This is a genomic window from Comamonas terrae (genome assembly GCF_001544075.1).
Taxonomy (GTDB): domain Bacteria; phylum Pseudomonadota; class Gammaproteobacteria; order Burkholderiales; family Burkholderiaceae_C; genus Comamonas; species Comamonas terrae.
This window is the reverse complement of sequence record NZ_BCNT01000003.1, coordinates 360,410-385,101: the sequence shown is the minus strand read 5'-3', so window position 1 is coordinate 385,101 and position 24,692 is coordinate 360,410. Positions and strand designations below refer to the sequence as shown.

Here is a 24,692-nt window from a genome sequence, read left to right as displayed (position 1 = left end):
TATCGGCAGTTTTTTTGAGCACCACTTGCGCAAGGCGGGTTCGGGCAAGGCATCCGCATTGGCAGGCGGCGGCCGTGCGCCGTGGCCTGCGCAGGTCCTGTTGAGGATCCATGCCCTTGTCACTTCTTCCTGTCCAGCATCCGCAGCGGGTGCTTTTGCACAACGAGATCCACGCCCGGCCTGCGGAAATCATGCAGGCGCCGCTGGCCATCACCCATATCGTGATGCTCACGGATGCGGCCCAGCGCGAGGCCAGCCGCGAGCATGTGGCGGCGCTGCTGCGCAACCACCACCGCCCTCTGCCGGATGCGGCCACCACCCATGTGCTGATCGACCTGGGCGCCTTCCGGCTGCGCTGGGAGCAGCACACCGAGTTCGTGGCCTGGACGTTTTCCACGCCCATGGCCCAGGCTTCGGTGGCCGATGTGCGCGAGCCCGAGACCGCCATCGATGCCGTGCCCCATGAATGGCTGGCGGCGCTGCCCGGCCAGTGCCTGAGCAGCCTGCATCTGTGGGTGCTCAACGAAGACAGCGTGGATGCCGCACACCTGGTGCGCCACATGCTGCAGGCCGAGACGCTGGTGGGCTCCTGCGTGGCCGGAGACGCGGGCAAGATCTATACCGATTTCGCCATCCATGCCGACGGCTTTTCGCGCATGCTGCTGCTGGCGGGCGAGGCCCTGTCGCCGCGCCGGCTGGGCCGCCTGGTGCAGCGCCTGCTGGAAATCGAAACCTATCGCATGGCGGCCCTGCTGGGGCTGCCGGCCGCACGCAAGGCGGCATCCGTGCTGGCCACGGCCGAGCGGGAACTGGCCGAGCTCGCGCATTCCATCCGCGCCGCGGACCGCGACAACGAGCCTGCGCTGCTGGACCGGCTCACGCGCCTGGCCGGCCAGGTGGAGAGCGAATACGCGGCCACGCATTCGCGCTTTTCGGCGAGTTCGGCCTATTTCGAGCTGGTGGACAAGCGCATCCAGGAGATCCAGGAGACCCGGCTGGACGGCATACAGACCATACGCGAGTTCATGGACCGGCGCCTGACGCCCGCGCGCTCCACCTGCGAGTGGGCCACGCGCCGCCAGAATGCGCTGTCCGAGCGCGTTTCGCGCGTCAGCAGCCTGCTGCGCACGCGCGTGGAAATCGAGCAGCAGCAAAGCAGCCAGCAGCTGCTGGGCACCATGAACCACCGCCAGGGCATGCAGCTGAAGCTGCAGTCCACGGTGGAGGGCCTGTCGGTGGCCGCCATCACCTACTACATCACGGGCCTGATCAGCTATCTGGCCAAGGGGGCGCAGAAGCTGGGCTGGCCGTGGTCGCCGGAGTCCACGGCGGCGGTCGCCATACCGGTCGTGGCGTTTTCGGTCTGGTGGTCGCTGCGCCGCCTGCACCACAAGCTGTTCCACGGCCGGCACTGAAAATTGCAGGAATATGGACCGGAAATGCCCTGAAGGCTTGCATGGAAAGCGGTGGCTGCTATCGAATTGGATAGCGTTTGCACATCGCAAGAGGCGCGGCAGCCGCCATTAGCCACTGCGGCCGCATCGGGGGCCCGTCCTGCCGCTTGATCAGGCAAGATAGGGCGCTGGAATTTCAATGACCAAGAAGGAGTCGAGATGGATCTGGGAATCGCGGGCAAATGGGCCCTGGTATGCGGCGCAAGCAAGGGGCTGGGCTTCGGCTGCGCCAAGGCGCTGGTACAGGAAGGCGTGAATGTGGTCATCAATGCCCGCAATGCCGATGCGCTGCAGGCGGCGGTGGCCAAGCTGCAGGCTCTGGCGCCCCAGGTCAAGGTGCTGGGCGTGGCCGCCGACATCACCACGCCGGCCGGGCGTGAGGCCGTCTTTTCCGTGGCGCAAGGCCCGGGCAAGGATTTCGACATCGTGGTCACCAATGCCGGCGGCCCGCCGCCCGGCGATTTCCGCGAATGGGACCGCGAGGCATGGCTCAAGGCCGTGGAGGCCAATATGCTCACGCCCATCGAGCTGATCAAGGCCACGGTGGACGGCATGGCGGCGCGCGGTTTCGGCCGCATCGTCAACATCACGTCCAGCGCGGTGAAGGCGCCCATCGACATCCTGGGCCTGTCCAACGGCGCACGCAGCGGCCTGACCGGCTTTGTCGCCGGCCTGGCACGCAGTCCCATTGCGGCCAAGGGCGTGACCATCAACAATCTGCTGCCGGGCAAGTTCGAGACGGACCGGTTGGCCGGCACCTTCCAGGCCGCCTCCAACAAGAGCGGCAAGACACTGCAGGAAGTGCGCGAGATGCAGCAGGCCCAGGTACCCGCCAAGCGCTTCGGCACGGCCGACGAGTTCGGCGCCATCTGCGCCTTTCTGTGCAGCCGGCATGCAGGCTATATGACGGGACAGAACATCCTGCCCGACGGCGGGCTCTACCCAGGCACTTACTGAGCCCCTGTATGACCTCCAGCCGCCGTTCCAATGCGGATCGCAAGGCCAGTCCGGACCGGCTGGGGGGGACGTGCGCAGGGCCGAATCTGGACGTGTGCCGCGGCGCCATGCACGGGCCTGTGGCCGGAGGCCGTACATGCTGCTGATGGCCCACGCGCGCTCGGCCATCCACGCCAAGAGCGTGCGCTACAAGGTCTGGGCGCTGCTGGCACTTTTGCTGCTGACTGCGGCCACGGCCATCGCGTGGCTGCTGGTCAACATGCGCGCCAGCGACCAGGTGGAAGCGCAGCAGCGCCTGAACCGTATCGTGCAGGGGACCGGCGCCACGCTCAGCCACCAGCTCGATTCGCTGGACATTTTTGCCCATGGCGTGGACGAGCTGCTGGCCCTGGGCGGCAACGTGCAGCCTGTCATGACCCTCATGGTGCGCCAGAGCAATCTGCTGGGTGATGCGCTGATCCTGGATGGCCAGGGCAAGGTGCTGGTGGCCGCGCGCCAGCACTGGCGCAACGGCCAGGTGCCGCGTCCGCTGTGGGTGCGGCTCCGGCAGTCGCTCACCGATCCCATGGCTTCTGGCGCGCCGCTGCGTGCGCCCCTGGATGTGGAGCCCCAGCCCATGCTGTACTGGCTCAGGCCGCTGTCCAAGGCGGGGGCCGAGCGCTACCTGCTGATGCGTTTGCCGCGTGCGCAATGGGCGGCGGCGCTCACGAGGGGGCTGGAGCTCGAGGAGGTGGAATTCACGCTGGAAAACCAGGACGGAGAAATTCTGCTGGCCCTGCCCGTCCCGGAGCCGGAGCCGCACACCCAGCCCTTGCCGGCACTGAGCCGGGCGCCCGTGGGCCATGTGGCACGGCTGAGCCGCAAGCCGGCGCTGGTGGCGGTGCAGAGCCTGCCCAAGCAGGGGTTGTGGATATCGGCCAGCCTGCCCATGGACAAGGTGCCCAACCCATGGCGCATGGTGGTGCTGGGGCTGTGCATGGCCATTGCCGTGTTCGCGCTGCTGGCGGCCGCCCTGTGGGCCACCGTGCGCGGCTATCTGCTGCGCCTGCGCGGCATGCAGTTGCTGGCCATGCAGTCGCAGCAGCGCCTGGACCAGGCCCTGGACAGCATGGGCAGCGGCTTTCTGCTGCTGGATGCGCAGCGGCAGGTGCTGCAGTGGAACCGCTGCTATGAGGAAATGTTTCCCTGGCAGAAGCATGAACTCGTCAGCGGCCGCCCCCTGATGGATGTGCTGGGGGCATTTTCCATGCAGCTGGGCCTGGGCCATCTGCAGCTGCAGGCCATCAAGAAATTGCATGAGCAGCTGCTCGCAGATCCCGACAGGCCGGTGGAGCAGCAACTGCCCACGGGGCAATTCGTGCAGATGAAGGCCAGCCCCGTGGCAGACGGCGGCATGGTGATCACCTACAACGATGTGACGGACATCCGCCTGGCGGCCGCCGAAATCGAAAGCCTGGCCTTCTACGATGCGCTGACCGGCCTGCCCAACCGCCGCCTGCTGCTCGATCGCCTCGCGCAGGCCACGGAGCAGGCCTACCGGGAAGGCTGGTATGGCGCGTTGCTGTTCCTGGACCTGGACCAGTTCAAGATGCTCAACGACACCCTGGGGCACGAGGTGGGCGACCAGCTGCTGCAGCAGGTGGCCAAGCGCCTGCGCGGCGCCGTGCGCTCCTCGGACACGGTGGCACGCCTGGGCGGCGACGAATTCGTGGTCATGCTCTGCGAGCTGGCCTATGCCGAGGCCGCCGCCGCCACTGCGGCACAGCGCATCGGCGACAAGATCCTGGCGCGCCTGAACCAGCCTTACACGCTGGGCGGCCATACCCACCGCAGCGCCTGCAGCATCGGCGCCACGCTGTTCGGCCAGCAGCCGCAGTCCGCGGCCGAGCTGCTCAAGCAGGCCGACATCGCCATGTACCAGATCAAGACCCGCAAGAGCAGCGGCCTGTGCTTTTTCGATCCGCAGATGCAGGTCGAGATCCACCAGCGCGTGCGCATGGAGGAGGACTTGCGCGTGGCCATGGCGCAGTCGCAGTTCGAGCTGCACTACCAGCCGCAGTTCACGCTGGCCGGCGAAGTCATCGGCGCCGAGGCGCTGCTGCGCTGGCGCCATCCGGAACGCGGCCTGGTGCCGCCCGGCATGTTCATCGCGGTGGCCGAGGAAAGCGAGATCATCGTGCCGCTGGGCATGTGGGTGCTGCGCACGGCCTGCGAGCAGCTGGCGCGCTGGCAAAAGGATGCGCGTCTGTCCCAGCTGCAGGTGTCGGTCAATGTGAGCGCCCGCCAGTTCCGCCACAAGGACTTCGCCACCCGCGTGGTGGAAGTGCTGCGGGAGACGGGCATTTCGCCGCAGCGGCTCAAGCTGGAGCTGACCGAATCGGTGGTGATCGAGAACGTGGAGCAGGCCATTGCCACCATGAAGCAGCTGCGCGCGCTGGGGCTGTGCTTTTCCATGGACGACTTCGGCACCGGACAGTCCTCGCTGACCTATCTGACGCGGCTGCCGCTGAGCCAGCTCAAGATCGACCAATCCTTCATCCGCAACATGGGCCACCGGCATACGGACGATGTGATCGTGCAGACCATCATCGGCATGGCGCGCAACCTGAACCTCGAGGTCATTGCCGAAGGCGTGGAGACCCAGGAGCAGCGCGCCATGCTGGCCAGCTACGGCTGTGCGTATTTCCAGGGCTATCTGTTCAGCCCGCCCGTTCCGTTGCATGCGTTCGAGCAGCTGCTGGCGCGCGTGCCGGTGCGCATGGAGCCGCCCGGAGTCTGAGGCCGGGGCGGGCGCAGGACGGGCCGGCCGGCGCGGGGATCCGAGGCATTTACATGTTCTTGCAGGGCGATGCCGCGCTGCAACGCCACAATGGCCTGAGTGTTTTTTGAGGCGAAAGGTTGTATGGAACACATGGAGCAATCTGTGGACCGGTGGCTGCGCCACGCGCAGGCGCAGGCGCAGCAGCCACCGCTGCGGCCGCGCCAGTGCCTGGGTATTGGCGGCCACGTGGTCGGCACGGTGGAGCAGGAATTCATCCAGTGCCTGGGCGCGGACGTGCTGCAGGCCAACGGGCTGGCGCTGAACTGGAGCCATGGGCTGTGGCAGGTGCAGGGCGAGGGCGATGCCACTGGCTGCCTGAACCGGCTGGCCCAGGCCATGCGTGCGGCCGGCCATTGCGGGGCCTGGCGCAACGAACAGCTGGCGGTATGCAACGCCCAGGGCCGCAGGATCGCCACCATCGAGCGCGGGGCCGTGCGCCCGCTGGGCATTGCCACGCAGGCCGTACACCTGGTCGGAGCCGTGGCCGACGGCCGCATCTGGGTGCAGCAGCGTGCCGACGACAAGCCCACCAACCCTGGCAAATGGGATACCTTGATGGGCGGCATGGTCTCGGCCGAGGACACGCTGGCCCAGGCCGTGGAGCGCGAGACCTGGGAGGAGGCCGGCCTGCGCGTGGGCGACCTGCAGGACATGCGCCATGGCGGCCATGTGGACTTCGCCCGGCCCAGCCAGGAAGCCGAAGGCCAGGGCTATATGCGCGAACGCATCGACTGGTACGCGGTCACCGTGCCCCAGGGGCTGCGCCCCGACAACCAGGACGGCGAGGTGCAGGGCTTCGAGTTGCTGGAGCGCCGGGAGGTCGTGCAGTGGCTGCTTGAGGACCGCTTCACGCCCGAGGCCTCGCTGGTGCTGGCCGCGTATTTCGGCTGGCAGTAAAGAAAAGCCGCGCCCTGAAAAAGGCCCTGCCGTGGCATGCGGCAGGGCCTTTTTTGCCGAGGGTGCAGGCTCAGAGCTTGGGGCCCAGCGGGGTCTCGCGCAGGCGGCTGGGGGCCAGTGCGCCGGCCTGCTCCAGGATCGGATAGGCGACCGAGCACAGCAGCGAGTTGATGCGCTTGAGGTCGCTGATCAGGTCGATGTGCAGCGAGCTGGTCTCGATGCTGGGCACGGTGTTGTCCGACAGGCGCGCCAGGTGGGTGGCCGAATAGGCCAGCTCCAGGTCGCGAAAGCGGGCCTTTTCCTCCAGCAGCTTCTGCGCCTCGCGCGCGTTGCCGTTGAGGAACACGCTCATGGCCAGGCGCAGGTTGTCGAGCAGATGCTGGTTGAGCTCGCTGATTTCCTGCATGCCGGCATCCGAGAACTGGCGGCCTTTCTTGATCTTCTTGTCTTCCAGGTCCAGCAGCACGCGCTCGATGATGTCGCCGATCTGCTCCATGTTGATCGTGAAGCTGATGATTTCCGTCCAGCGCTGACCCTCGCGTTCGTCGAGCTCGGCGCGCGAAATCTTGGTCATGTAGTACTTGATGGCCGAGTACAGGTCGTCCACCGTGCTCTCCAGATGGCGCACCTCTTCGGAAAGCTTGGCATCGTCGGTCTCCACGACCTTCTGCAGGCCGATGAGCATGGACTCCACCACGTCGGCCTGGTGCAGGGCCTCGCGCACCGCGCAGGAAATCGCCAGCGACGGCGTGGACAGGGCCGAGGGGTCCAGATGGCGCGGGCGCAGCAGATTGCCCTTGCCGCCGCCGTCCTCGGGCTTGGGCAGCAAAGCCGCCACCCAGCGCGCCACGGTCTGCGTCAGGCCGATGAAGCACAGGCTGTTGAAGATATTGAAGACCAGGTGGAACAGCACCGCGTCCTGGCCGGCATTCGGGATATGGGGGTGCACATAGCGCATCCACAGGCCCAGGAACGGTGCCACGATGGCCACGCCCATGATCTTGAACAGCAGATTGCCCACGGTGACCTGGCGCACCTCCGTGGCGGACTTGGCCGTGGTCAGCACCGCGACCAGGCCGCTGCCCAGGTTGGCGCCCAGCACCAGGCCCAGCGCCACTTCCATGGGAATCGCGCCCGAGCCCGCCATGGCGGCGATCAGCAGCACCACCGCCAGGCTGGAGTAGGCGATCACGGCCAGCACCGCGCCCAGCAGCAGCTCCATGAACAGATCGCTGCTGACCGAGGCCAGCAGGGTGCGCACGGCCTCGGCCTGCAGCAGCGGCTCGGTGGCATCGACCACCAGGCGCAGCGCCAGCAGCATCAGCCCCAGGCCGATCAGCACGCGGCCTATGCGGCCCGGCGTGGAATCCTGGCGCGTGATGAACAGCACCACGCCCACGAAGATGAACAGCGGCGAAAGCCAGGACAGGTCGGTGGAGAACAGCACCGCCATCAGCGCCGTGCCCACGTCGGCCCCGCGCATCACCGCCAGCGCCGAGGGCAGGGTGATCAGGCCCTGGCCCACGAAGGCCGAGGTCATCAGCGACGTGGCCGTGCTCGACTGCACCAGCGCAGTCACCCCCAGCCCCGACATGGCGGCCGAGAAACGGTTGCTCATGCTGCGGGCCAGGATGTTGCGCAGATTGGCCCCGAAGACGCGCAGGACGCCGGTGCGCACCATGTGCGAGCCCCAGACCAGCAGCGCGATGGCGGCTAAAAGATTCAGTAAGTGCTTCATGTACTGCAAACCAGGAAGCGATCAAATATACCCTTGGCAGCCGGTTCAGCGCTGTGGGACTTGCTCCAATACGCACATTTAGGTGCGAATTTGGTAAATATAGTTTTCGTTTCTGATCTTTTTGGGCTCGACCCCGGGTTTTATGCAAAATCCAGGGGAAACCCTGTGAAAAATCCCGGGGCAAAACCCGCGCCAGGTCGCTGCGGCCCCGGGTTGCGCCCGTATCCGTCAAAACCAACCATGATTCCTGCTGTTCCGGGTGCCGCCGTTGTCGGGTGGCTGCTGCTTGTGCTGAGCCTTGCGCTGGGCGCCAGCCTGCTTGTGTGGTGGGGCTGGCGCGCATGGCGCGCGCAAAGCGGCAGGCCGAGGCCGCCGCTGCGCCGCTGGCAATGGGCGGGTGCCGTGCTGCTGTCCGTGCTGCCCGTTTCCACGGCCGTGGGCCTGGCGCAGATCGCCTGGCAGGACCACCGGCAGGAGCAGCATCGGGCGGCGCAGGAGCGGCTGATGTTTTTCACCCTGGAGCGGCCCGTGGCCTGGGGCGATGTCACGCTGCCCGCGGGCAGCCATGTGCAGCGCGACCTGCCGCAAGACGAGGCTGGGGATGCGGATGGCCCGCCCGATCTGCGCGGCCTCAGGGAGGTGCGCTTTCCCCATCCGGTGCGGATCGGCGCCATGTGGGTGGGCGCCATGAGCGTCTACGGCCAGGTCGCCCTGGAGCTGGCAAGGCCGCACCGCTTTGCCGCACACGACGGCAAGCCGGCCCAGGAGTGCGAGGCCGGCCTGGCGGCGCTGTTCAATGCCCGCAGGCCGCCGTCGCCGGACGAGCCGTTTCCGCCGCAGCACGATGGGCTGGCCATGGGCGACTGGGTGTTCGAGACCTGTTTTGATGCCGGCACCGGCATGAGCGTGCGCTACTGGAAGGGCGGCCAGCTGGTCTGGGCCGATGCGCCCGACTACGGCCGCAAGGAATAAACCCCGCCGGCTGGGGGGCACGGCGGGGTTTGCGAAGGGGGACGGCAGTCGCGGTTCACGTGCCGGCCTTGGCGCGCCTGGCCCTCAGGATCTCATCGAGGATCAGCAGGATGGCGCCCAGCGTGATGCCCATGTCGGCCACGTTGAAAGCCGGGAAGTGGCTGGCGCCCCAGTAGAAGTCCAGGAAGTCCACCACGTAGCCGTGCTGCAGGCGGTCCACCACATTGCCGATGGCGCCGCCCAGGATGCTGGACAGCGCCAGGCAGAACATCTTCTGGCCCGGATGCTTTTTGAGCTGCCAGACGATCAGCACCGTGGCGGCCGCGCCGATGCCCACGAACAGCCAGCGCTGCCAGCCGCTGCCGTCGGCGAGGAAGGAGAAGGCCGCGCCCGTGTTGTGCGCGCGCACGATGTTGAAAAAGCCCGTGATGGCCGTCCAGTTGCCGTACTGGTAGTTGTCCAGGATCCACTGCTTGGTGAGCTGGTCCACGCCGATGATGACCAGCGCCCACGCCAGCCAGGGCCAGAGGGAGCCTTTGACAGGCTGTGCAGGGGTTGGAGAGGTCATGGCGGCTTGGGTCGGATGATTCATGAAAAATAGGATAGCTGCCTGCGCTTGCTGTTCAATGATTTCAAAATGAAAATCATCTGAAATCATTGCCGACCAAGCGCTGGCAGCTCACTTTTTGACGGTGTTTCGCGTCCGGGCTCTGCAGGCTCAGGCCTTGCTGCGCACTTCGCCTTCGCCGTACAGATTGCTCACGCAGCGGCCGCACAGCGTGGGGTGGGCCGTGTCGGCGCCCACGTCCTCGCGGTAATGCCAGCAGCGCTCGCACTTGTCCTTCACGGAAGGCGTGACGGTCACGGCCAGGCCCTCGTCGGCCTGGGCGGCCACGGCCCGGGCGGCCGAGGTGATGAAGACGAACTTCAGGTCATCCGCCAGCGTCTCCAGCAGGGCCAGGTCCTCGGGCTGGGCGGCCACGGTCACTTCGGCCTGCAGCGAGGCGCCGACCTTGCCTTCGGCACGCACGGCCTCGATGTCCTTGTTGACCACGTCGCGGATCTCGCGGATGCGCGTCCACTTGGCCAGCAGCGCCTCGTCGCCCTCGGGCAGGTCGGTGAACTTCTCGAGGAAGATGGTCTCGCTGTTGCCGAAGATCTTCCAGGCCTCCTCGGCCGTGAACGACAGGAAGGGCGCCATCCAGCGCAGCAGCGCGTGGGTGATCTGGTGCAGCGCGGTCTGGGCCGAGCGGCGGGCCAGGCTCTTCTCGCCCGTGGTGTAGAGGCGGTCCTTGAGCACGTCCAGGTAGAAGCCGCCCAGGTCCTCGGAGCAGAACAGCTGCAGCTTGGCCACCACGGGGTGGAATTCGTAGACCTGGTAGTGGCCCAGGATCTCCTTTTGCAGCTGGGCTGCGCGTGCCAGGGCATAGCGGTCGATTTCCAGCAGGTCCTCGTAGGCCACGGAATCCCTGGCCGCGTCGAAGTCGCTGGTGTTGGCCAGCAAAAAGCGCAGCGTGTTGCGGATGCGGCGATAGCTGTCCACCACGCGGGCCAGGATCTTGTCGTCGATGCCCAGGTCGCCCGAGTAGTCGGTCGAGGCCACCCACAGGCGGATGATCTCGGCGCCCATTTTGCCGCTCACGTCCTGCGGCGCCACGGTGTTGCCCAGCGACTTGGACATCTTCTTGCCCTGGCCGTCGACCGTGAAGCCGTGCGTGAGCAGGCCGCGGTAGGGCGCGCGGCCGAAGATGGCGGCAGCCAGCAGCAGCGAGCTGTGGAACCAGCCGCGGTGCTGGTCATGGCCTTCCAGGTACAGGTCGGCCTCGGGGCCCTGGTCGTGGTGCATGGCGTTGTGCGTGCCGCGCATCACATGCCAGAAGGTGGAGCCGGAGTCGAACCACACCTCCAGGATGTCGGTGCTCTTGGTGTAGCTGGCGGCATCCTCGGCGCCGAGGATGTCCTCGGCCGTCACGCGGCTCCAGGCCTCGATGCCGCCCTGCTCGATCATGTCGGCCGCCTGGTCGATGATCTCCATGGTGCGCGGGTGCAGCGCGCCCGTGTCCACATGCAGGAAGAAGGGGATGGGCACGCCCCAGCTGCGCTGGCGGGAGATGCACCAGTCGGGCCGGCCGGCGATCATGTCGCGCAGGCGGGTCTTGCCGTTCTCGGGGTAGAAGCTCGTGTGCTCGATGGCGTCCAGCGCGATCTGGCGCAGCGTCTTTTCCGGTTTCTGGGCCGGATCGGTGAACACGCCTTCGCCTTCGTCCATGCGGATGAACCACTGCGCCGCGGCGCGGTAGATCACCGGCGTCTTGTGGCGCCAGCAGTGCGGGTAGCTGTGGGTGATGGTCGTGGTGTCCATCAGGCGGCCGGCCACCTTGAGCGCGTCGAGGATGACGGGCACGGCCTTCCAGATGTGCTGGCCGCCGAACAGGGGCAGATCGGACGCGTACACGCCGTTGCCCTGCACGGGGTTCAGGATGTCCTTGTACTCCATGCCGTTGGCCTTGCAGGAGTTGAAGTCGTCCAGGCCGTAGGCGGGCGCCGAGTGCACGATACCCGTGCCGTCGTCTGCCGTGGCGTAGTCGGCCAGGTACACGGGGGAGATGCGGTCGTAGCCCTTGTCCACGTGCGCCAGCGGGTGCTTGAAGGGCATGTGGTCCAGCTTCTCGCCTTTGGCGGTGGCGACCACCGTGCCCTCGAGCTTCCAGCGCGCCAGGCACTTCTCGACCAGGGCCGAGGCCACGATCAGCAGGCCCCGCTCGGTGTCCACCAGGCTGTATTCCAGCTCGGGGTTGACGTTGAGCGCCTGGTTGGCGGGGATGGTCCATGCCGTCGTCGTCCAGATGACGATGAAGGCTTGCTTGTCCAGCTGCGGCAGGCCGAAGGCGGCGGCCAGCCTGGCGGGCTCGGCCGCGGGGAACATCACGTCCAGCGTCTGGCTCTGCTTGTCGGCGTACTCGATCTCGAACTCGGCCAGCGAGGACGCGCAGTCGAAGCACCAGTACACGGGCTTGAGGCCGCGGTAGACGAAGCCGCGCTCCATGACCTTCTTCAGAGCGCGCAGCTCCTGCGCCTCGTTGGCGTAGTTCATGGTCTTGTAGGGATGGTCCCAGTCGCCCAGCACGCCCAGGCGCTTGAAGTCCACCATCTGCTGCGCGATCTGCTCGGTGGCGAAGGCGCGGCTCCTGGCCTGCATCTCGTCGCGCGGCAGGTTGCGGCCGTGCAGCTTCTCGATGGCGTTCTCGATCGGCAGGCCGTGGCAGTCCCAGCCCGGCACGTACAGCGCGTCGAAGCCCTCGAGCTGGCGGCTCTTGACGATCATGTCCTTGAGGATCTTGTTGACGGCATGGCCGATGTGGATCTTGCCGTTGGCGTACGGCGGGCCGTCGTGCAGGATGAACATGGGCGCGCCGTGGCGCGCATCGCGCAGCTTCTTGTACAGGCCCTTGTCTTCCCAGTCCTTGACCCAGCCCGGCTCGCGCTTGGGCAGGTCGCCGCGCATGGGGAAGGGGGTGTCGGGCATGTTCAGCGTGGCGCGGTAGCCAGAGGCTTCGTTCTTGTTGACTTTGGAATCGGACATGGGAACCTTGAGAGCAATGCAGTGCCCAGGCATGGCTGCCGGAGCGTGAATGGGGAATGTGGGCCTGGCGCGCCGTCTGTCATGGCGTGCGCTTCAGGGCAGGGCGGACGGCGAGCGTCAAATTCGGTCGCGCGTGGTCTGGCGACGGGTCTCGGTGTAGCTGCTCGTGTGGGACGGCGTGTGGATGGCGGCGAAAAACGCGCGCGCGTCATCGCAGTCCTTGGCGATGCCTGCCGTCAGGGCATCGAGACTGTCGTACTTCAGCTCGTCGTGCAGTTTGTGCAGAAGTTCCACGCGGATGATTTTACCGTAGGCCTCTTCACCACCGAGTTCGGCGGGCCAATCGAAGCAGTGGGTCTCCAGCAGCACCCGGCCGCCATTGACGTCATGGGGGTCCAGCGAGGGGCGCACGCCCAGGTTGGCCACGCCGCGCAGCGGCTCGCCCGAGAGGCCGTGCACCAGCACCGCGAAAATGCCGCTGGCCGCCGGCTTCCAGTGGTCGAAGCGCAGGTTCAGCGTGCGAAAGCCGTCGTCCGCGCCCTCGCGCGACTCGGCCAGCTTGCGGCCCAGCTTGCGGCCGTGGACCACATGGCCCGAAATCGTGTAGGGATGGCCGAGCAGGCGGGCGGCATCGGCCATCTCCCCGGCCGCCAGCGCCTCGCGCACGGCGGTGCTGGAGACCCGCAGGCCGTGCACCTCGTAGCTGTTCATGCGCGCCACATCGAAGCCCAGGGCCTGGCCGGCCGCGTCCAGCATGGCGTAGTCGCCGGCGCGCTTGGCGCCGAAGCGGAAGTCGTCGCCCACCAGCACGTACTTGGCGCCCAGGCCCGAAACCAGCACGTCCTGGATGAAGCTCTCGGGACTCTGGCCGGCCAGCGCCGCGTTGAACGGCAGGATCACCACCTGGTCCACGCCGCAGACCTCGAGCTGGCTGAGCTTGTCGCGCAGCGTGCCCACGCGGGCCGGCGCCAGCTCGGGCTTGCTCAGCTTCTGGGCGAAGTAGTCGCGCGGATGCGGCTCGAAGGTCATGGCGCAGCTGGGAATGCCGCGCTGTGCCGCTTCGGCGCGCAGCAGGCCCAGCATGGCCTGGTGGCCGCGGTGCACGCCGTCAAAGTTGCCAATGGTCACAGCGCAGGCCGGCGCCAGGCCAGGGTGCTTGAATCCTCGGAAAATCTTCATGGCGTGCTTTGTTTTTCGTAGCGGCTCGCCCCGATGCGGGCAGCGGCGGCCGTCAATTTGACATAATTTCGGAGTATATTGCCTTGATTCGGGCGGCTTGGCGGCCGCCTGTGAGTGCGCATCACTCTTGCGACTGATTGTTCTTGTTGTTTACCGGCAGGAGGCATGTTGTGAAAGTCTTGAAGCTGACAGCCCAGGGACTGCCCCAGTCCTGGATCACGCTGGAGCAGGCGGCGCTGCACTATGCAGCGGATGAAGTACGCTGGGAATCCGGCGGGGAGATCGCCTGTTTCCGCGGCGGCCACAATGCTGTGACCGGTCGGCAGTCAGTGATTCACATCAACAGCATCATCGGCACCAAGGGCGTGCCCGCGATCAACCCGCACGAGCTGCTGCCGGGCCTGACCAACGGCAAGCTGTTTGCGCGCGACCGCTGCGTCTGCGCCTATTGCGGCCGCCAGTTCCATGAAAGCGAGCTCACGCGCGAGCACATCATTCCCGTCAGCCGGGGCGGCCAGCATACCTGGATGAACCTGGTCACGGCCTGCCGCGCCTGCAACCACCGCAAGGGCCCGCGCACGCCGGAGCAGGCCCGTATGCCGCTGCTCTACACGCCTTATGTCCCCAGCCTGTGGGAAGACTTCATCCTGCGCAACCGCCGCATCCTGGCCGATCAGATGGAATTCCTCGTGGCCCATGTGCCGCGCCATTCGCGCTGGCGCAGCTAGGGTGGCCCCTCTCTGATCGCGGCCGCCTGGCGCCGGGCTTAAAAAGCCCCGGGCCGGAGCGCGGGGCAGGAGAGAGGAAAGGAGTATGCGGTCAGGCCGTGGCGGAAACCGCCTTCTGCCATGCTTCGTAGAGGTCCTCGCCCTCGTCGCGCACGCGATGGCTGATGAGGGCCATTTCACGCTGCTCCTCGGGCTTGGCCAGCTCCACATAGCCGCGGGCGGCCGACAGGTCGTAGGGCTCGCCGTCCTCGTTGGAGTAGGCGAAATACACCTTCTTCACGCCGGCCAGCAGCATGGCCGTGTAGCACATGGAGCAGGGATAGCCGCTGGCGTACATGACGGCGCCCGACAGGTCCGTGCTGCCCTGGGCCTTGGCGCCAATGCGCAGGGCCTGCATCTCGGCGTGGGCCGACGGGTCGCACAGGTCCTCCACCTGGTTGACGGCGCGGGCCAGCACCTGGCCATCCCTGACCAGCACGGCACCGAATGGCCAGGTGGCCTGCTTGCGGTCCTTGACGTTGCCCATGGCCAGGCGGATGGATTCGAGCAGGTACTTGTCTTCGTTGTTCATGGAATTGTTCTCCTTGTAAAAAATCAGCTGCCGCGGTAGGTGGTGAAAAACCAGGGCGAGCACAGCATGGGGACGTGATAGTGCTGGGCTGCGTCGAAGATGGAAAAGCGCACCAGCACTTCTTCCGACAGTGCCGTGGGCTCCTTGAAATGTTCGCCTACGTAGAAGCGCAGTTCGAAGTCACCGGTGCGGGCCGACTGGGCCGGCAGCATGGGGCTGTCGGTGCGGCCGTCGGCATTGGTGCGCGTGCTGTTCAGGCGCTGCGCGGGAGACTGCGCCACATCATAGAGTTCGACCCGCATGCCTGCGATGGGTCGGCCGGTGGTGACATTGAGTACGTGGGTGCTGATGCCTGCCATGATTTGCCTTTCGCGAGATAGTGGTATCCGGGATGGAAAAAGGCGGCGGATCAGCTGCCGCGCGAGTAGGTATAGCTCCAGGGGCCGAACTGGACCGGCAGGTGGATGCGCTCGGCCGTGTTCACGACCTGGAAGCGCACCGGCACCTTGGACAGAAAGGCCGGGCGGGGCAGCTTGGCGCCCTTGGCCGCAAAGTATTCGTCCACGTGCAGCAGCATTTCGTAGCGGCCGGCGCGGTAGCTGTCATCGATCAGCAGCGGATCGTCGGCACGGCCGTTGGCATTCACGATGAAGCTGCGCAGCAGCACATAGTTCTGGCCGTCGAAGCGCGAGAAATCCACGCGCAGCCCCGTGGCCGCGGAGCCGTGGAAGGTGTCCACGGCATGCATGGTCAGCCGGGGGCTGGCGCCGTGCAGCACGATGGGCCCGGAGGACTGGGCAGGAGCGGCTGGCGTTGCCGGTGCATCGGCGGCCAGCGCGCCGCGTGCGGCGGCCAGGGCGGTGGCGCCGAGCGCCAGGCCCGAGAGAGTGAACTGGCGGCGGGCCGGAGCCTGCGGCTGGGCCTGGTGCCCGGCGCTGGATGGGAAAGTCTTGGACATGGATCTGTCTCCTCGGGGCGGATGCGGCTTCAGAGGCTCTTGCGGCGCTGGATGCGGGCAATGAACGCGATGGCCAGGATGGCGGACAGCACTTCCACGATGGCGACCAGGTACAGGCCCGGAGCGACCTTGCCGGTGGAAGCCTTGATCACGCCCATCAGGTAGGGGGCGCCGAAGCCGGCCAGGTTGGCGACCGAGTTGATCAGGGCCACGCCCACGGCGGCGGCTCCGCCGCTGAGCAGCATGTTGGGCATCTGCCAGAACACGGGAATGGCGCTCATGGTGCCTACCAGGGCCAGCACCATGGCCGTCAGTGCCACGATCACGGGGATGCTGGACATGCCCATGGTGATGGCCAGGGCCAGCATGCCGCCGGCGCCCAGCAGGGCCGAGCCCGCGAAGTGCCAGCACACTTCGCCGCGTTGGTCGGAATGGCGGCCGTTGATGACCATGCCAGCCGCGCCCAGCAGGTAGGCGGCGCCGGCAATCCAGCCCACTTCCATGGGCGAGGTGAAGCCGGCCTCGCGGATCACGGTGGGGGTCCAGAAGGTCAGCGTGGAGTTGGCGCACAGCAGGCAGAAGAACACGGCGATCAGCAGCCACACCATGGGGTTGCCGAACAGGGTGCGCCAGTCGCTGTGGCGCTCGCCCTGGGCCTTGTGGTCGATTTCGAGCTGCTGGCGCACCACGGCGCGGTCGGCATCGGTGAGCCACTTGGCCTGCTCGGGCCGGTCCGTCATGTAGAAATAGGCGAAGACGCCGGCCAGCACCGAGGGAATGCCCTCGATGATGAACAGCCATTGCCAGCCGTGCATGCCATGCCAGCCGGCGGCCCAGGTCATGATGCCGCCGGCCAGGGGGCCGCCGAGCACGCCCGCGATGGCGGAGGCCGACATGAATGTGCCGAAGGCCTTGGCGCGGCGCTTGGACGGGTACCAGTAGGTCAGGTACAGGATGATGCCGGGGTAGAAGCCGGCCTCGAACACGCCCATCAGAAAGCGCAGGATGTAGAAGTGGGTCGGTGTCGTGACCCAGGCCTGCATGACGCAGATGATGCCCCAGCCGATGGTGATGCGCATCACCGTCTTCTTGGCGCCGATCCGTTGCAGCAGCATGTTGGACGGCACTTCGAACAGGAAATAGCCGATGAAGAAGATGCCGGCACCCAGGCCGTAGACTGCTTCGCTGAACTTCAGGTCGTCGAGCATCTGCAGCTTGGCGAAACCGATGTTCACGCGGTCCAGCCATGCCAGCACCCACAGCACGCCCAGGAAGGGCAGCAGGCGCCAGGAGATCTTGGAATAGGTGGCGTCGACCTGGTCGACGCCGGCAGTCGTGCCGCTGATCGGCACATGTTGAGCACTCATGGCAAGTCCTTGTCTCGGAAGTTTGTTGTTTGGGTTTGGGGACGCTTGCATCGTCGCGGGTTGGGGCAATATGCGAAACTAGGCAGCTGCTATGAGCCGCATAGCAAAATGCATATTCATAGGGAAAACACGTGTCTCGCAGCGAAGATCCGTTCGACACTTACCTGCTGCGTGTGCTGTGCACATTGATCAGCGAAAAAAGCGTGTCGCGCGCGGCCATACGCCTGAACCAGTCGCAGCCGGCCATCAGCGCGGCGCTGCGGCGGCTGCGGGCCATCTTCAACGACCCGCTGCTGGTGCGGGACAAGAACCGCATGGTGCCCACGGCGCGCGCGCTGCAGGCCGTGGAGCAGGCGCGCGCGGCCCTGGGGCTGATCGACGGGCTGCTGACGTCCGGCAAGGACTTCTCTGCCGGGACCACGCAGCAGCGCTTCACCCTTGCCACCCCCGACTACCTGGCGCCGCCCTTCATGGCGCGCGTGGTCCAGCTCATGCGCACGCAGGCGCCGGGTGCCCGGCTGGTCATGCTGCCCCTGGGCCAGAACTTCGACTACGAACAGGCGCTGCAAAGCGGCGAGGTGGACATCGTCATCGGCAACTGGCCGAGCCCGCCCGAGCATCTGCACATGTCCACGCTGATCGAGGACCAGGTGGTCTGCCTGCTCGACGAAAGGCACCCGCTGGCCGCACCGGGCCAGCTCACGGCCGAGCACTATCTGCAGTCGGCCCATATCGTGTTCACGCCTTATTCGCCGGACCAGCGCGGCGTGGTGGAGACCAGCCTGGGCACCATGCGCGTGAGCCGCGACGGCCGCGTGCAGTGCTCGCATTTCTCGCTGGCGCCGGACCTGCTCGTGGGGACCGATCTGCTGCTGACCACCAGCCGCCACTTCGCGGCCTACCATGCCAGGCGCCTGCCGCTGGCCATGGTGCCCCTGCCCATGGGCAACCGCACCATGCGCTTTTACCAGCTGTGGCATTCGTCGCGGCACCGCGATGCATCGCACATCTGGCTGCGCGGGCTGCTGAGCCAGGCCTCGCAGGTGCTGACAGAGCTGGCGTAGCCGGCTGCTATACGGGCTATAACAAGCCAGGACTGTGAGGCGGCAAACGCGCTTCCTACACTGGCTCCATGACTACCACCACTGCCTCCTCCCTTCCCACGCTCGACGAGCTCAACACCATGGCGCACGGCGCCTTCGTGGCCGCGCTCGGCGAGGTCTTCGAATACGCCCCCTGGGTTGCCGAAGCGGCTGCCAGCCAGCGGCCCTTCGACAGCATCGATGCGTTGCATGGCGCCATGCTGGCCGCCGTGCATGCCAGCCCCCGCGAGCAGGCCGTGCGCTTTCTCTGCGGCCACCCCGAGCTGTCGGCCAGCGCCGTGCGCTCCGGCACGCTGACCAGCGATTCCCAGCAGGAGCAGCAAAGCGCCGGCCTGGGCGATCTGGAGCAGGAGCAGGGCGAGCGCCTGGCCGCGCTGAACCAGGCCTACCGCTCGCGCCACGGTTTTCCCTTCATCGCCTGCGTGCGCCACTACACGCGCGCCGGCCTGTTTGCCGAGCTGGCATCGCGCACCGAGCGCGGCACCGAGCAGGAGTTTGCCGAGGCCCTGCGCCAGATCGGCTTCATCAGCCGCCTGCGCCTGTCGCAGCGCGTGCGCGCCGGCAGCCTGCAAGCGGCCTGATCCACTTTTCCTGACAAAAAAGCCCCGCGATGCGGGGCTTTTTAAGTGCTGGTCATTCGGCCGTGGCGGGACGGCCGGTTTCAGGCGAAGACGCCGGCGCTGTCCTGCAGCCCCGCGGACAGCACGCCCAGGTGGTGCAGGGTGTCGCCGCCGGTCATTTCCATCTGCGTCAGGCGCTTGAAGTAGTGGCTGCCCACGTATTCGTCGGTCACGCCGATGCCGCCGTGCAGCTGCACCGACTGCTGGCCGACGAAGCGCATGGACTGGCCCAGCTGCACCTTGGCGCGGGCCAGGGCCAGGTGGCGCTCGGCCTCGGGTTCGCCGAGCTTGAGGCTGGCGTAGTAGCTCATGGAGCGGGCCAGTTCGAGCTGCATCTTCATGTCGGCCACGCGATGGCGCAGGGCCTGGAAACTGGCGATCACCACGCCAAACTGCTTGCGCTGGTTCATGTATTCGGTGGTGAGCTTGAGGGTCTGCTCCATCACGCCCACGCCTTCGGCGCACAGGGCGGCGTTGGCCACATCCTGAGCCAGCGTCAGCGCGGCCAGGCCGTCCGCGGTGATCAGCGTGGCGGGCGTGGCCTTGCAGAGCAGGTCGGCCGCGCGGCCTTCGTCCTGGGTGCTGTAGCCGTGCGTGGATACGCCGGCCGCGCCCTTTTCCACGAGGAACAGGGCGATCTTGCCGTCCAGCTGCGCGGGCACGATGAAGGCATCGGCCTGGTCGCCTGCCGGGACTATGTTTTTCGTAGCGTCCAGCGTGTAGGCATCACCGTTTCTGCTGGCCTTTGCATCGCAGACATCAAGGCGGTAGCGCGCCTTGCGCTCCTGCGATGCGAGCACGACCAGCGCTTCGCCACTGGCGATGGCGGACAGCCACTGCTGCCTGACGGCTTCGCTGCCGTAGCGGGCGATCACCGCCGAAGCCACGAAGGCCTGGGCCAGCGGCTCCATCACCAGGCCGCGGCCCAGCTCTTCCATCACCACCATGGCATCGACAGCGCCCTGGCCCAGGCCGCCGTACTGCTCGGGCACGGTGAGGGCGGTCAGGCCCAGCTCGGCCAGCTCGCCCCACACTTCCCGGGAAAAGCCGCCCTGGGCCACGATGGACTGGCGACGCTCGAAGGTATAGCCCTTGTCCACCCAGCGCGCGACGGCGTCGCGCAGTTGTTGCTGGTCATCGGAAAAATTGAAATCCATGAAAGTCTCCTGATGCTGGCTGCATGCGGCACCTTGGCGCCCTTCACATCCAGCGAAGCTCTTGCTAGAACCCCCTCCCGGAGGGGGGCACGGGGGAGTCGTACGTTTTCGCGCAAGCGAAATATCGTCGCCGTCACCAGTTCCGGGTCAGCCCAGCACCGTCTGCGCGACGATGTTTCGCTGTACTTCGTTGCTGCCGCCGTAGATCGTGGTCTTGCGCATGTTGAAATAGGTCGAGGCCAGCGGCGCGTTGGCCACCACGCCGCCCGGGAAGTCGCCCTGCCAGCCGGCTTCCATGGCTTCCTCGATGAAGGGCAGGCTGTAGGGGCCGGCGGCCAGCATCATCAGCTCGGCATAGCGCTGCTGGATCTCGCTGCCCTTGATCTTGAGCAGGCCGGCGATGTCCAGCGGGTTCTTGCCAGACTTCTCTGCCGAGAGCACGCGCAGCACCAGCATCTCCAGGGCCACGATGTCCACTTCGAGCAGCGCGATCTGGTCGCGAAAGCGCTGGTCGTCCCAGACGCCTTCGGTCTTGGCGATGCGCTTGAGGCGCTCGAGCTCGCGCTTGGCGCGGTTCACGCCGGCGATGTTGGTGCGCTCGTGCGAAAGCAGGTGCTTGGCATAGGTCCAGCCCTTGTTCTCTTCGCCGATCAGCTGGTCGGCGGGCACTTCCACGTTGTCGAAGAAGACCTCGTTGACCTCGCACTCGCCGTCGAGCAGCTTGATGGGGCGCACGGTCACGCCGGGGGACTTCATGTCGATCAGCAGGAAGCTGATGCCGGTCTGGGGCTTGCCTTCGCTGCTGGTGCGCACCAGGCAGAAGATCCACTCGCCGTACTGGCCCAGCGTGGTCCAGGTCTTCTGGCCGTTGACGATGTATTTGTCGCCCACGCGCTCGGCGCGGGTCTTGAGGCTGGCCAGGTCCGAGCCCGAGCCGGGCTCCGAATAGCCCTGGCTCCACCAGACTTCGCCGCTGGCGATGCCGGGCAGGAAGCGCTTTTGCTGCTCCGGGCTTCCGTAGGCCATGATGACGGGGGCCACCATCACCGGCCCGAAGGGCACGACGCCGGGCGCGCAGGCCGCGGCGCATTCTTCCTCGAACAGATGCTTTTGCACGGCGGTCCAGCCGGGTCCGCCGAACTGGGCGGGCCAGCCCGAGGCCAGCCAGCCCTTCTTGCCGAGAATCTTGGCCCAGCGCTGCAGGTCGTCGCGCGTCAGGCGCAAATCGTTGCGCACCTTGTGCGCGATCTCCTCCGGCAGATGGGCCCGCACCCAGGTGCGGACTTCTTCGCGAAAGGCTTGTTCTTCGGGGGTAAATGCCAGATCCATGCGCTTGTCTCCTGAGAAGGTCCAGGTTGTAGCACGCGCGTTCTTTTTCCAGCTGTCGAGGCTGCGACAGATCGGCCCGGCTTTGGTGAAAACCCCAGGAGGAAGCGCGGCGGCCTTCAGCCAGCCGGGCCGCCTGCGGTGCCGGGTGCCGCATCCTGCAGCGGGCTTTCCACGCCCAGGGCCTCGCACAGCTGCAGCACGGTGGCGCGCAGGCGGGCCACTTCGGCCTCCAGCGCATCCACGCGCTGCTGCAGGGCCGGTGCATTGCCGGCCGGTGCCGCGCTGGCCGCGCCTTGCAGGGCCGCGATATCGACCGGGCCGCACAGCAGGTGCGCCCAGCGCTGTTCGCGGGCGCCGGGCGCGCGCGGCAGCTGCACCACCAGCGGGCCGCCTTTTTCCTCGCTGCGCTCGCGCAGCTCGTCCAGGAATGCCTCGACCGAGGAAATATCGGCAAAGCGGTGCCAGCGCTCGGAGTTGATGCGCAGCTCGCCGGCCGTCTGCGGGCCGCGCAGCATCAGCAGCGCCAGCAGCACGGCCGACTGGTCGGGCACGCCCACGCCGCGCGGGAAGTTGTGCTCCCAGCGCGTGGCGCGGCTGCCGCTGATTTGTACCGCCAGCGTCCTGAAGCGCAGGCTGTCCAGCGCTTCCTGGGCCTGGGATTCGCTCACTTCCATCACCGGATCGCGGCTGGATTTCTGGTTGCAGCCGGTGACCAGGGCGTTGAGCGTCAGCGGATAGCTGTCGGGCACGGTGCGCGCCTTTTCCATCAGTGTGGCCAGCACGCGGGCCTCCACGGCGGTCAGCGGGGCGGTTCTGGGATCGAAGGGCATGGAGTCTCCTCAAAAGGCACAGGGCGGCACACAAGAACTCGGGCTAAGGGAAAGCCCGGTAGTGCGACAATCGCCGCCCATGAAAAACATCGTGATCCTGATTTCGGGCGGCGGCTCGAACATGGCCGCCATTGTGCGTGCATCCCAGCAGCAGAACTGGGCAAAGCAGTACAACGCCAGGGTTGCTGCGGTGGTGAGCAACAAGGCCGAGGCCCAGGGGCTGGCCTTTGCGCGCGACAACGGCATCGCCACCGAGGTGCTGGATCACAGGCAGTTCGACAGCCGCGAGGCCTTCGACGCCCAGCTGATGCAGGTGATAGACCGCCATGCGCCCGATCTGGTGGTGCTGGCCGGCTTCATGCGCATTCTCACGCCGGGCTTTGTGGCGCACTACGAGGGGCGCATGGTCAACATCCATCCCTCGCTGCTGCCGGCCTTCACGGGCCTGCATACGCACCAGCGCGCCATAGCCGCGGGCTGCAAGTTCGCCGGCGCCACGGTGCATCGCGTCACGGCGGAGCTCGACGTGGGCCCGATTCTCGAGCAGGCCGTCGTGCCCATCCTGCCGGGCGACACGGCCGAGGCACTGGCCGCGCGCGTGCTGGTGCAGGAGCATGTGATCTACCCGCGCGCTGTCCTCAATCTGCTCAAGAATCGATAGCGGGTGGCGCTTGATGCGCCCGTGCTCAGGGCTGTTCAGGTTCTTTTTCCGTGTCCGCCAGCCGGCGAAAGCGCGGCCTTTCCACGCCGTCTATGACCACGGTTTCGTTGAACATGGCCGCGGGCCGTACCCACAGGCCGTGTTCGCCATACAGGGCGCGGTACAGCGTCATGGATTCCAGTGTCTCGCTGTGGCGCACGGTGCCTATCACTTCATAGCGCATGCCTTTGTAGTGCGCGTAGAGGCCGGGTTCGGTGACGATGAGCGGCGGAAGGTCTTGTGGGCTCATTATGCAATTCGATAGCGGGATGCGCTGGATAGGTAAGGGCTGTACGCCATTTTGATGCTTGAGAAAACATCTGCGACGGCATGCCGGCGAGAACCGGGAGAGAGGCCAGGGCTTGGGCGACAGTGGGACAATCGCTCCCATGCATCCCAAACAGCTTCTCGACGCTTGCACCGAACTCGTCAAGCGCACCCTGACATTTGAACATCCGGCCGATGCCGTGGTGTCCCGCTTTTTCCGTGAAAACCGCAGCCTGGGCCCGCGCGAGCGCGCCACCCTGGCCGAAACCGCCTACACCGTGCTGCGCAAGAAGCTGTTGTTCGAAGCGCTGGCGCATTCGGGCAGCGGCCCGCGCGAGCGCCGGCTGGCCATCCTGGGTTTTGCCGAATGCCTCAAGGAACAGAGCGGCAAGGAACCCAAAACCAGGGCCCGTGAAGGCTTCGACAGCGACAGCTTCGTGAAGGCAGCCCTGCTGCCGCAGGAGCTCAAATGGCTCAAGGACTGCGCAAGCATCCAGCCCGAGGACCTGATGGAGGCCCATCGCCACAATCTGCCTGAGTGGCTGGTGGCGCCGCTCAAGGCGCAGCTGGGCGATGCATTCTGGGCCTTGGCCGCGAGCATGGAGCGCAGCGCGCCGCTGGATCTGCGCGTGAACATCCTGAATGCCAAGCGCTCCGATGTGCGCAAGGAACTGGAAAAGGCCGGCATCCAGGCCCAGCCCACGCCGTATTCGCCCTGGGGCCTGCGCGTGGATGGCAAGCCGGCGCTGGCCCGGCTGGATGCCTTCACGCGCGGCGCCATCGAGGTGCAGGACGAGGGCTCGCAGCTGCTGGCCCTGCTGCTCGACGCCAAGCGCGGCGAAATGGTGGTGGACTTCTGCGCCGGCGCGGGCGGCAAGACGCTGGCCGTCGGCGCGGCCATGCGCAATACCGGCCGCCTCTATGCCTTCGACGTGTCGGGCCACCGCCTCGACGCCCTGAAGCCGCGCCTGGCGCGCTCGGGCCTGTCCAATGTGCACCCGGCGGCCATTGCCCATGAGCGCGACGAGCGCATCAAGCGCCTGGCCGGCAAGATCGACCGCGTGCTGGTCGATGCGCCCTGCTCGGGCCTGGGCACGCTGCGCCGCAATCCCGACCTCAAGTGGCGCCAGAGCCCCAAGGCCGTGGAAGAGCTGACGCAAAAGCAGGCAGCCATCCTCGAAAGCAGCGCCCGCCTGGTGAAGGCCGGCGGCCGCCTGGTCTATGCCACCTGCTCCATCCTGCCGCAGGAGAACGAAGCCATTGCCGAGGCCTTTTCGGCTGCGCACCCGGACTTCGTGCCGCTGAGCGCCGGCGAGCTGCTGGAACAGCTCAAGGTCGAGGGCGGCGATGCGCTGTGCAGCGGCGGCGAGGACGGCCGGCGTTATGTGCGCCTGTGGCCCCACCGCCATGAAACCGATGGATTTTTTGCGGCAGTTTGGATGAAAAAAGCGTAAATTCCCG

The 24,692-nt window shown here is 66.6% G+C and carries 22 protein-coding genes; 10 read left to right on the top strand and 12 right to left on the bottom strand.

All coding sequences use genetic code 11. The features are described 5' to 3' along the window. Positions 1-110: 110 nt before the first annotated feature. The 4 genes from Cte04_RS05075 to Cte04_RS05060 all read left to right on the top strand — a co-directional run bounded on the left by Cte04_RS05075 (position 111) and on the right by Cte04_RS05060 (position 6,129). Positions 111-1,415 carry a DUF3422 family protein gene (locus tag Cte04_RS05075; protein ID WP_066473086.1) on the top strand — a complete coding sequence of 435 codons (1,305 nt, stop codon included), beginning with the start codon at positions 111-113 and terminating at the stop codon, positions 1,413-1,415. A gap of 198 nt (positions 1,416-1,613) precedes the next feature. Continuing rightward, positions 1,614-2,411, top strand: a complete 798-nt coding sequence (locus tag Cte04_RS05070; protein WP_066473084.1) for an SDR family oxidoreductase — start codon at positions 1,614-1,616, stop codon at positions 2,409-2,411. Between the two features lie 136 nt (positions 2,412-2,547). After that, on the top strand, positions 2,548-5,190 hold the full coding sequence (locus Cte04_RS05065) for a putative bifunctional diguanylate cyclase/phosphodiesterase (protein ID WP_066473083.1): 2,643 nt from the start codon (positions 2,548-2,550) through the stop codon (positions 5,188-5,190). A 132-nt stretch (positions 5,191-5,322) separates the two neighbouring features. After that, positions 5,323-6,129, top strand: coding sequence for an NUDIX hydrolase (locus Cte04_RS05060; RefSeq protein ID WP_066473995.1), 807 nt, complete (start codon positions 5,323-5,325; stop codon positions 6,127-6,129). A 70-nt stretch (positions 6,130-6,199) separates the two neighbouring features. On the opposite strand, the gene Cte04_RS05055 is transcribed toward Cte04_RS05060, so the two are convergent. After that, positions 6,200-7,867, bottom strand: a complete 1,668-nt coding sequence (locus Cte04_RS05055) for a Na/Pi cotransporter family protein (protein ID WP_066473082.1) — start codon at positions 7,865-7,867, stop codon at positions 6,200-6,202. Positions 7,868-8,107: 240 nt separating this feature from the next. Between Cte04_RS05055 and Cte04_RS05050 the strand changes: the two genes are divergently transcribed. Continuing rightward, the gene (locus Cte04_RS05050) at positions 8,108-8,839 is read left to right on the top strand and encodes a hypothetical protein (protein WP_066473081.1); all 732 of its coding nucleotides are present in this window, start codon (positions 8,108-8,110) and stop codon (positions 8,837-8,839) included. A gap of 55 nt (positions 8,840-8,894) precedes the next feature. Here the strand turns inward: Cte04_RS05050 and lspA are convergent, their stop codons facing one another. The 3 genes from lspA to Cte04_RS05035 form a co-directional block, all read right to left on the bottom strand. Next, positions 8,895-9,407 carry a signal peptidase II gene (gene lspA / locus Cte04_RS05045; protein WP_066473072.1) on the bottom strand — a complete coding sequence of 171 codons (513 nt, stop codon included), beginning with the start codon at positions 9,405-9,407 and terminating at the stop codon, positions 8,895-8,897. Positions 9,408-9,557: 150 nt separating this feature from the next. Continuing rightward, on the bottom strand, positions 9,558-12,422 hold the full coding sequence (ileS, locus tag Cte04_RS05040) for an isoleucine--tRNA ligase (protein WP_066473059.1): 2,865 nt from the start codon (positions 12,420-12,422) through the stop codon (positions 9,558-9,560). A 117-nt stretch (positions 12,423-12,539) separates the two neighbouring features. Next, positions 12,540-13,601, bottom strand: coding sequence for a bifunctional riboflavin kinase/FAD synthetase (locus Cte04_RS05035; protein WP_066473057.1), 1,062 nt, complete (start codon positions 13,599-13,601; stop codon positions 12,540-12,542). Positions 13,602-13,771: 170 nt separating this feature from the next. On the opposite strand from Cte04_RS05035, the gene Cte04_RS05030 reads away from it, so the two are divergent. Continuing rightward, positions 13,772-14,329, top strand: coding sequence for an HNH endonuclease (locus Cte04_RS05030; RefSeq protein ID WP_066473055.1), 558 nt, complete (start codon positions 13,772-13,774; stop codon positions 14,327-14,329). Positions 14,330-14,420: 91 nt separating this feature from the next. Here Cte04_RS05030 and Cte04_RS05025 read toward each other — a convergent pair whose 3' ends face one another. From Cte04_RS05025 to Cte04_RS05010, 4 genes are read right to left on the bottom strand one after another with little or no spacing between them, the layout of a single operon-like run. Beyond that, complete coding sequence (locus Cte04_RS05025) at positions 14,421-14,900, bottom strand: nucleoside deaminase (protein ID WP_066473053.1); 480 nt, start codon at positions 14,898-14,900, stop codon at positions 14,421-14,423. Positions 14,901-14,923: 23 nt separating this feature from the next. Further along, positions 14,924-15,259 carry a hydroxyisourate hydrolase gene (gene uraH / locus Cte04_RS05020; protein WP_066473051.1) on the bottom strand — a complete coding sequence of 112 codons (336 nt, stop codon included), beginning with the start codon at positions 15,257-15,259 and terminating at the stop codon, positions 14,924-14,926. 50 nt (positions 15,260-15,309) lie between these two features. After that, entirely contained in the window at positions 15,310-15,858 is a 549-nt protein-coding gene (locus Cte04_RS05015; protein ID WP_066473046.1) for a hydroxyisourate hydrolase, read from the bottom strand. A gap of 29 nt (positions 15,859-15,887) precedes the next feature. Continuing rightward, positions 15,888-17,225 (bottom strand): MFS transporter, encoded by a 1,338-nt coding sequence (locus Cte04_RS05010; protein ID WP_066473043.1) that lies wholly within the window; start codon positions 17,223-17,225, stop codon positions 15,888-15,890. A gap of 131 nt (positions 17,226-17,356) precedes the next feature. Here Cte04_RS05010 and Cte04_RS05005 point away from each other — a divergent pair, with 131 nt between their 5' ends. Both Cte04_RS05005 and uraD read left to right on the top strand, forming a co-directional pair. Further along, positions 17,357-18,289 carry a LysR family transcriptional regulator gene (locus Cte04_RS05005; protein WP_066473040.1) on the top strand — a complete coding sequence of 311 codons (933 nt, stop codon included), beginning with the start codon at positions 17,357-17,359 and terminating at the stop codon, positions 18,287-18,289. 68 nt (positions 18,290-18,357) lie between these two features. Then, positions 18,358-18,909: a 2-oxo-4-hydroxy-4-carboxy-5-ureidoimidazoline decarboxylase gene (gene uraD / locus Cte04_RS05000; protein WP_066473039.1), complete on the top strand. Its 552-nt coding sequence runs from the start codon at positions 18,358-18,360 to the stop codon at positions 18,907-18,909. A gap of 80 nt (positions 18,910-18,989) precedes the next feature. On the opposite strand, the gene Cte04_RS04995 is transcribed toward uraD, so the two are convergent. The 3 genes from Cte04_RS04995 to Cte04_RS04985 all read right to left on the bottom strand — a co-directional run bounded on the left by Cte04_RS04995 (position 18,990) and on the right by Cte04_RS04985 (position 22,264). Beyond that, positions 18,990-20,105 (bottom strand): acyl-CoA dehydrogenase family protein, encoded by a 1,116-nt coding sequence (locus Cte04_RS04995; RefSeq protein WP_066473038.1) that lies wholly within the window; start codon positions 20,103-20,105, stop codon positions 18,990-18,992. Positions 20,106-20,252: 147 nt separating this feature from the next. After that, positions 20,253-21,434, bottom strand: coding sequence for an acyl-CoA dehydrogenase family protein (locus Cte04_RS04990; protein ID WP_066473037.1), 1,182 nt, complete (start codon positions 21,432-21,434; stop codon positions 20,253-20,255). A gap of 116 nt (positions 21,435-21,550) precedes the next feature. Further along, a complete protein-coding gene (locus Cte04_RS04985; protein ID WP_066473035.1) occupies positions 21,551-22,264 on the bottom strand; it encodes a YceH family protein in 714 nt (237 codons plus the stop codon). 79 nt (positions 22,265-22,343) lie between these two features. Here Cte04_RS04985 and purN point away from each other — a divergent pair, with 79 nt between their 5' ends. Beyond that, positions 22,344-22,925, top strand: a complete 582-nt coding sequence (purN, locus tag Cte04_RS04980) for a phosphoribosylglycinamide formyltransferase (RefSeq protein WP_066473032.1) — start codon at positions 22,344-22,346, stop codon at positions 22,923-22,925. A 25-nt stretch (positions 22,926-22,950) separates the two neighbouring features. Here purN and Cte04_RS04975 read toward each other — a convergent pair whose 3' ends face one another. Further along, positions 22,951-23,214 carry a DUF1653 domain-containing protein gene (locus Cte04_RS04975; RefSeq protein WP_066473029.1) on the bottom strand — a complete coding sequence of 88 codons (264 nt, stop codon included), beginning with the start codon at positions 23,212-23,214 and terminating at the stop codon, positions 22,951-22,953. A gap of 139 nt (positions 23,215-23,353) precedes the next feature. Here Cte04_RS04975 and Cte04_RS04970 point away from each other — a divergent pair, with 139 nt between their 5' ends. Beyond that, positions 23,354-24,685, top strand: coding sequence for an RsmB/NOP family class I SAM-dependent RNA methyltransferase (locus Cte04_RS04970; protein WP_066473026.1), 1,332 nt, complete (start codon positions 23,354-23,356; stop codon positions 24,683-24,685). Positions 24,686-24,692 lie beyond the last annotated feature (7 nt).

Bases quoted from the DNA above. Each gene is read 5' to 3' on its own strand.
- Cte04_RS05075 (WP_066473086.1), top strand. From the start codon at position 111: ATGCCCTTGTCACTTCTTCCTGTCCAGCATCCGCAGCGGGTGCTTTTG.
- Cte04_RS05070 (WP_066473084.1), top strand. From the start codon at position 1,614: ATGGATCTGGGAATCGCGGGCAAATGGGCCCTGGTATGCGGCGCAAGC.
- Cte04_RS05065 (WP_066473083.1), top strand. From the start codon at position 2,548: ATGCTGCTGATGGCCCACGCGCGCTCGGCCATCCACGCCAAGAGCGTG.
- Cte04_RS05060 (WP_066473995.1), top strand. From the start codon at position 5,323: ATGGAGCAATCTGTGGACCGGTGGCTGCGCCACGCGCAGGCGCAGGCG.
- Cte04_RS05055 (WP_066473082.1), bottom strand. From the start codon at position 7,867: ATGAAGCACTTACTGAATCTTTTAGCCGCCATCGCGCTGCTGGTCTGG.
- Cte04_RS05050 (WP_066473081.1), top strand. From the start codon at position 8,108: ATGATTCCTGCTGTTCCGGGTGCCGCCGTTGTCGGGTGGCTGCTGCTT.
- lspA (WP_066473072.1), bottom strand. From the start codon at position 9,407: ATGACCTCTCCAACCCCTGCACAGCCTGTCAAAGGCTCCCTCTGGCCC.
- ileS (WP_066473059.1), bottom strand. From the start codon at position 12,422: ATGTCCGATTCCAAAGTCAACAAGAACGAAGCCTCTGGCTACCGCGCC.
- Cte04_RS05035 (WP_066473057.1), bottom strand. From the start codon at position 13,601: ATGAAGATTTTCCGAGGATTCAAGCACCCTGGCCTGGCGCCGGCCTGC.
- Cte04_RS05025 (WP_066473053.1), bottom strand. From the start codon at position 14,900: ATGAACAACGAAGACAAGTACCTGCTCGAATCCATCCGCCTGGCCATG.
- uraH (WP_066473051.1), bottom strand. From the start codon at position 15,259: ATGGCAGGCATCAGCACCCACGTACTCAATGTCACCACCGGCCGACCC.
- Cte04_RS05015 (WP_066473046.1), bottom strand. From the start codon at position 15,858: ATGTCCAAGACTTTCCCATCCAGCGCCGGGCACCAGGCCCAGCCGCAG.
- Cte04_RS05010 (WP_066473043.1), bottom strand. From the start codon at position 17,225: ATGAGTGCTCAACATGTGCCGATCAGCGGCACGACTGCCGGCGTCGAC.
- uraD (WP_066473039.1), top strand. From the start codon at position 18,358: ATGACTACCACCACTGCCTCCTCCCTTCCCACGCTCGACGAGCTCAAC.
- Cte04_RS04995 (WP_066473038.1), bottom strand. From the start codon at position 20,105: ATGGATTTCAATTTTTCCGATGACCAGCAACAACTGCGCGACGCCGTC.
- Cte04_RS04990 (WP_066473037.1), bottom strand. From the start codon at position 21,434: ATGGATCTGGCATTTACCCCCGAAGAACAAGCCTTTCGCGAAGAAGTC.
- Cte04_RS04985 (WP_066473035.1), bottom strand. From the start codon at position 22,264: ATGCCCTTCGATCCCAGAACCGCCCCGCTGACCGCCGTGGAGGCCCGC.
- purN (WP_066473032.1), top strand. From the start codon at position 22,344: ATGAAAAACATCGTGATCCTGATTTCGGGCGGCGGCTCGAACATGGCC.
- Cte04_RS04975 (WP_066473029.1), bottom strand. From the start codon at position 23,214: ATGAGCCCACAAGACCTTCCGCCGCTCATCGTCACCGAACCCGGCCTC.
- Cte04_RS04970 (WP_066473026.1), top strand. From the start codon at position 23,354: ATGCATCCCAAACAGCTTCTCGACGCTTGCACCGAACTCGTCAAGCGC.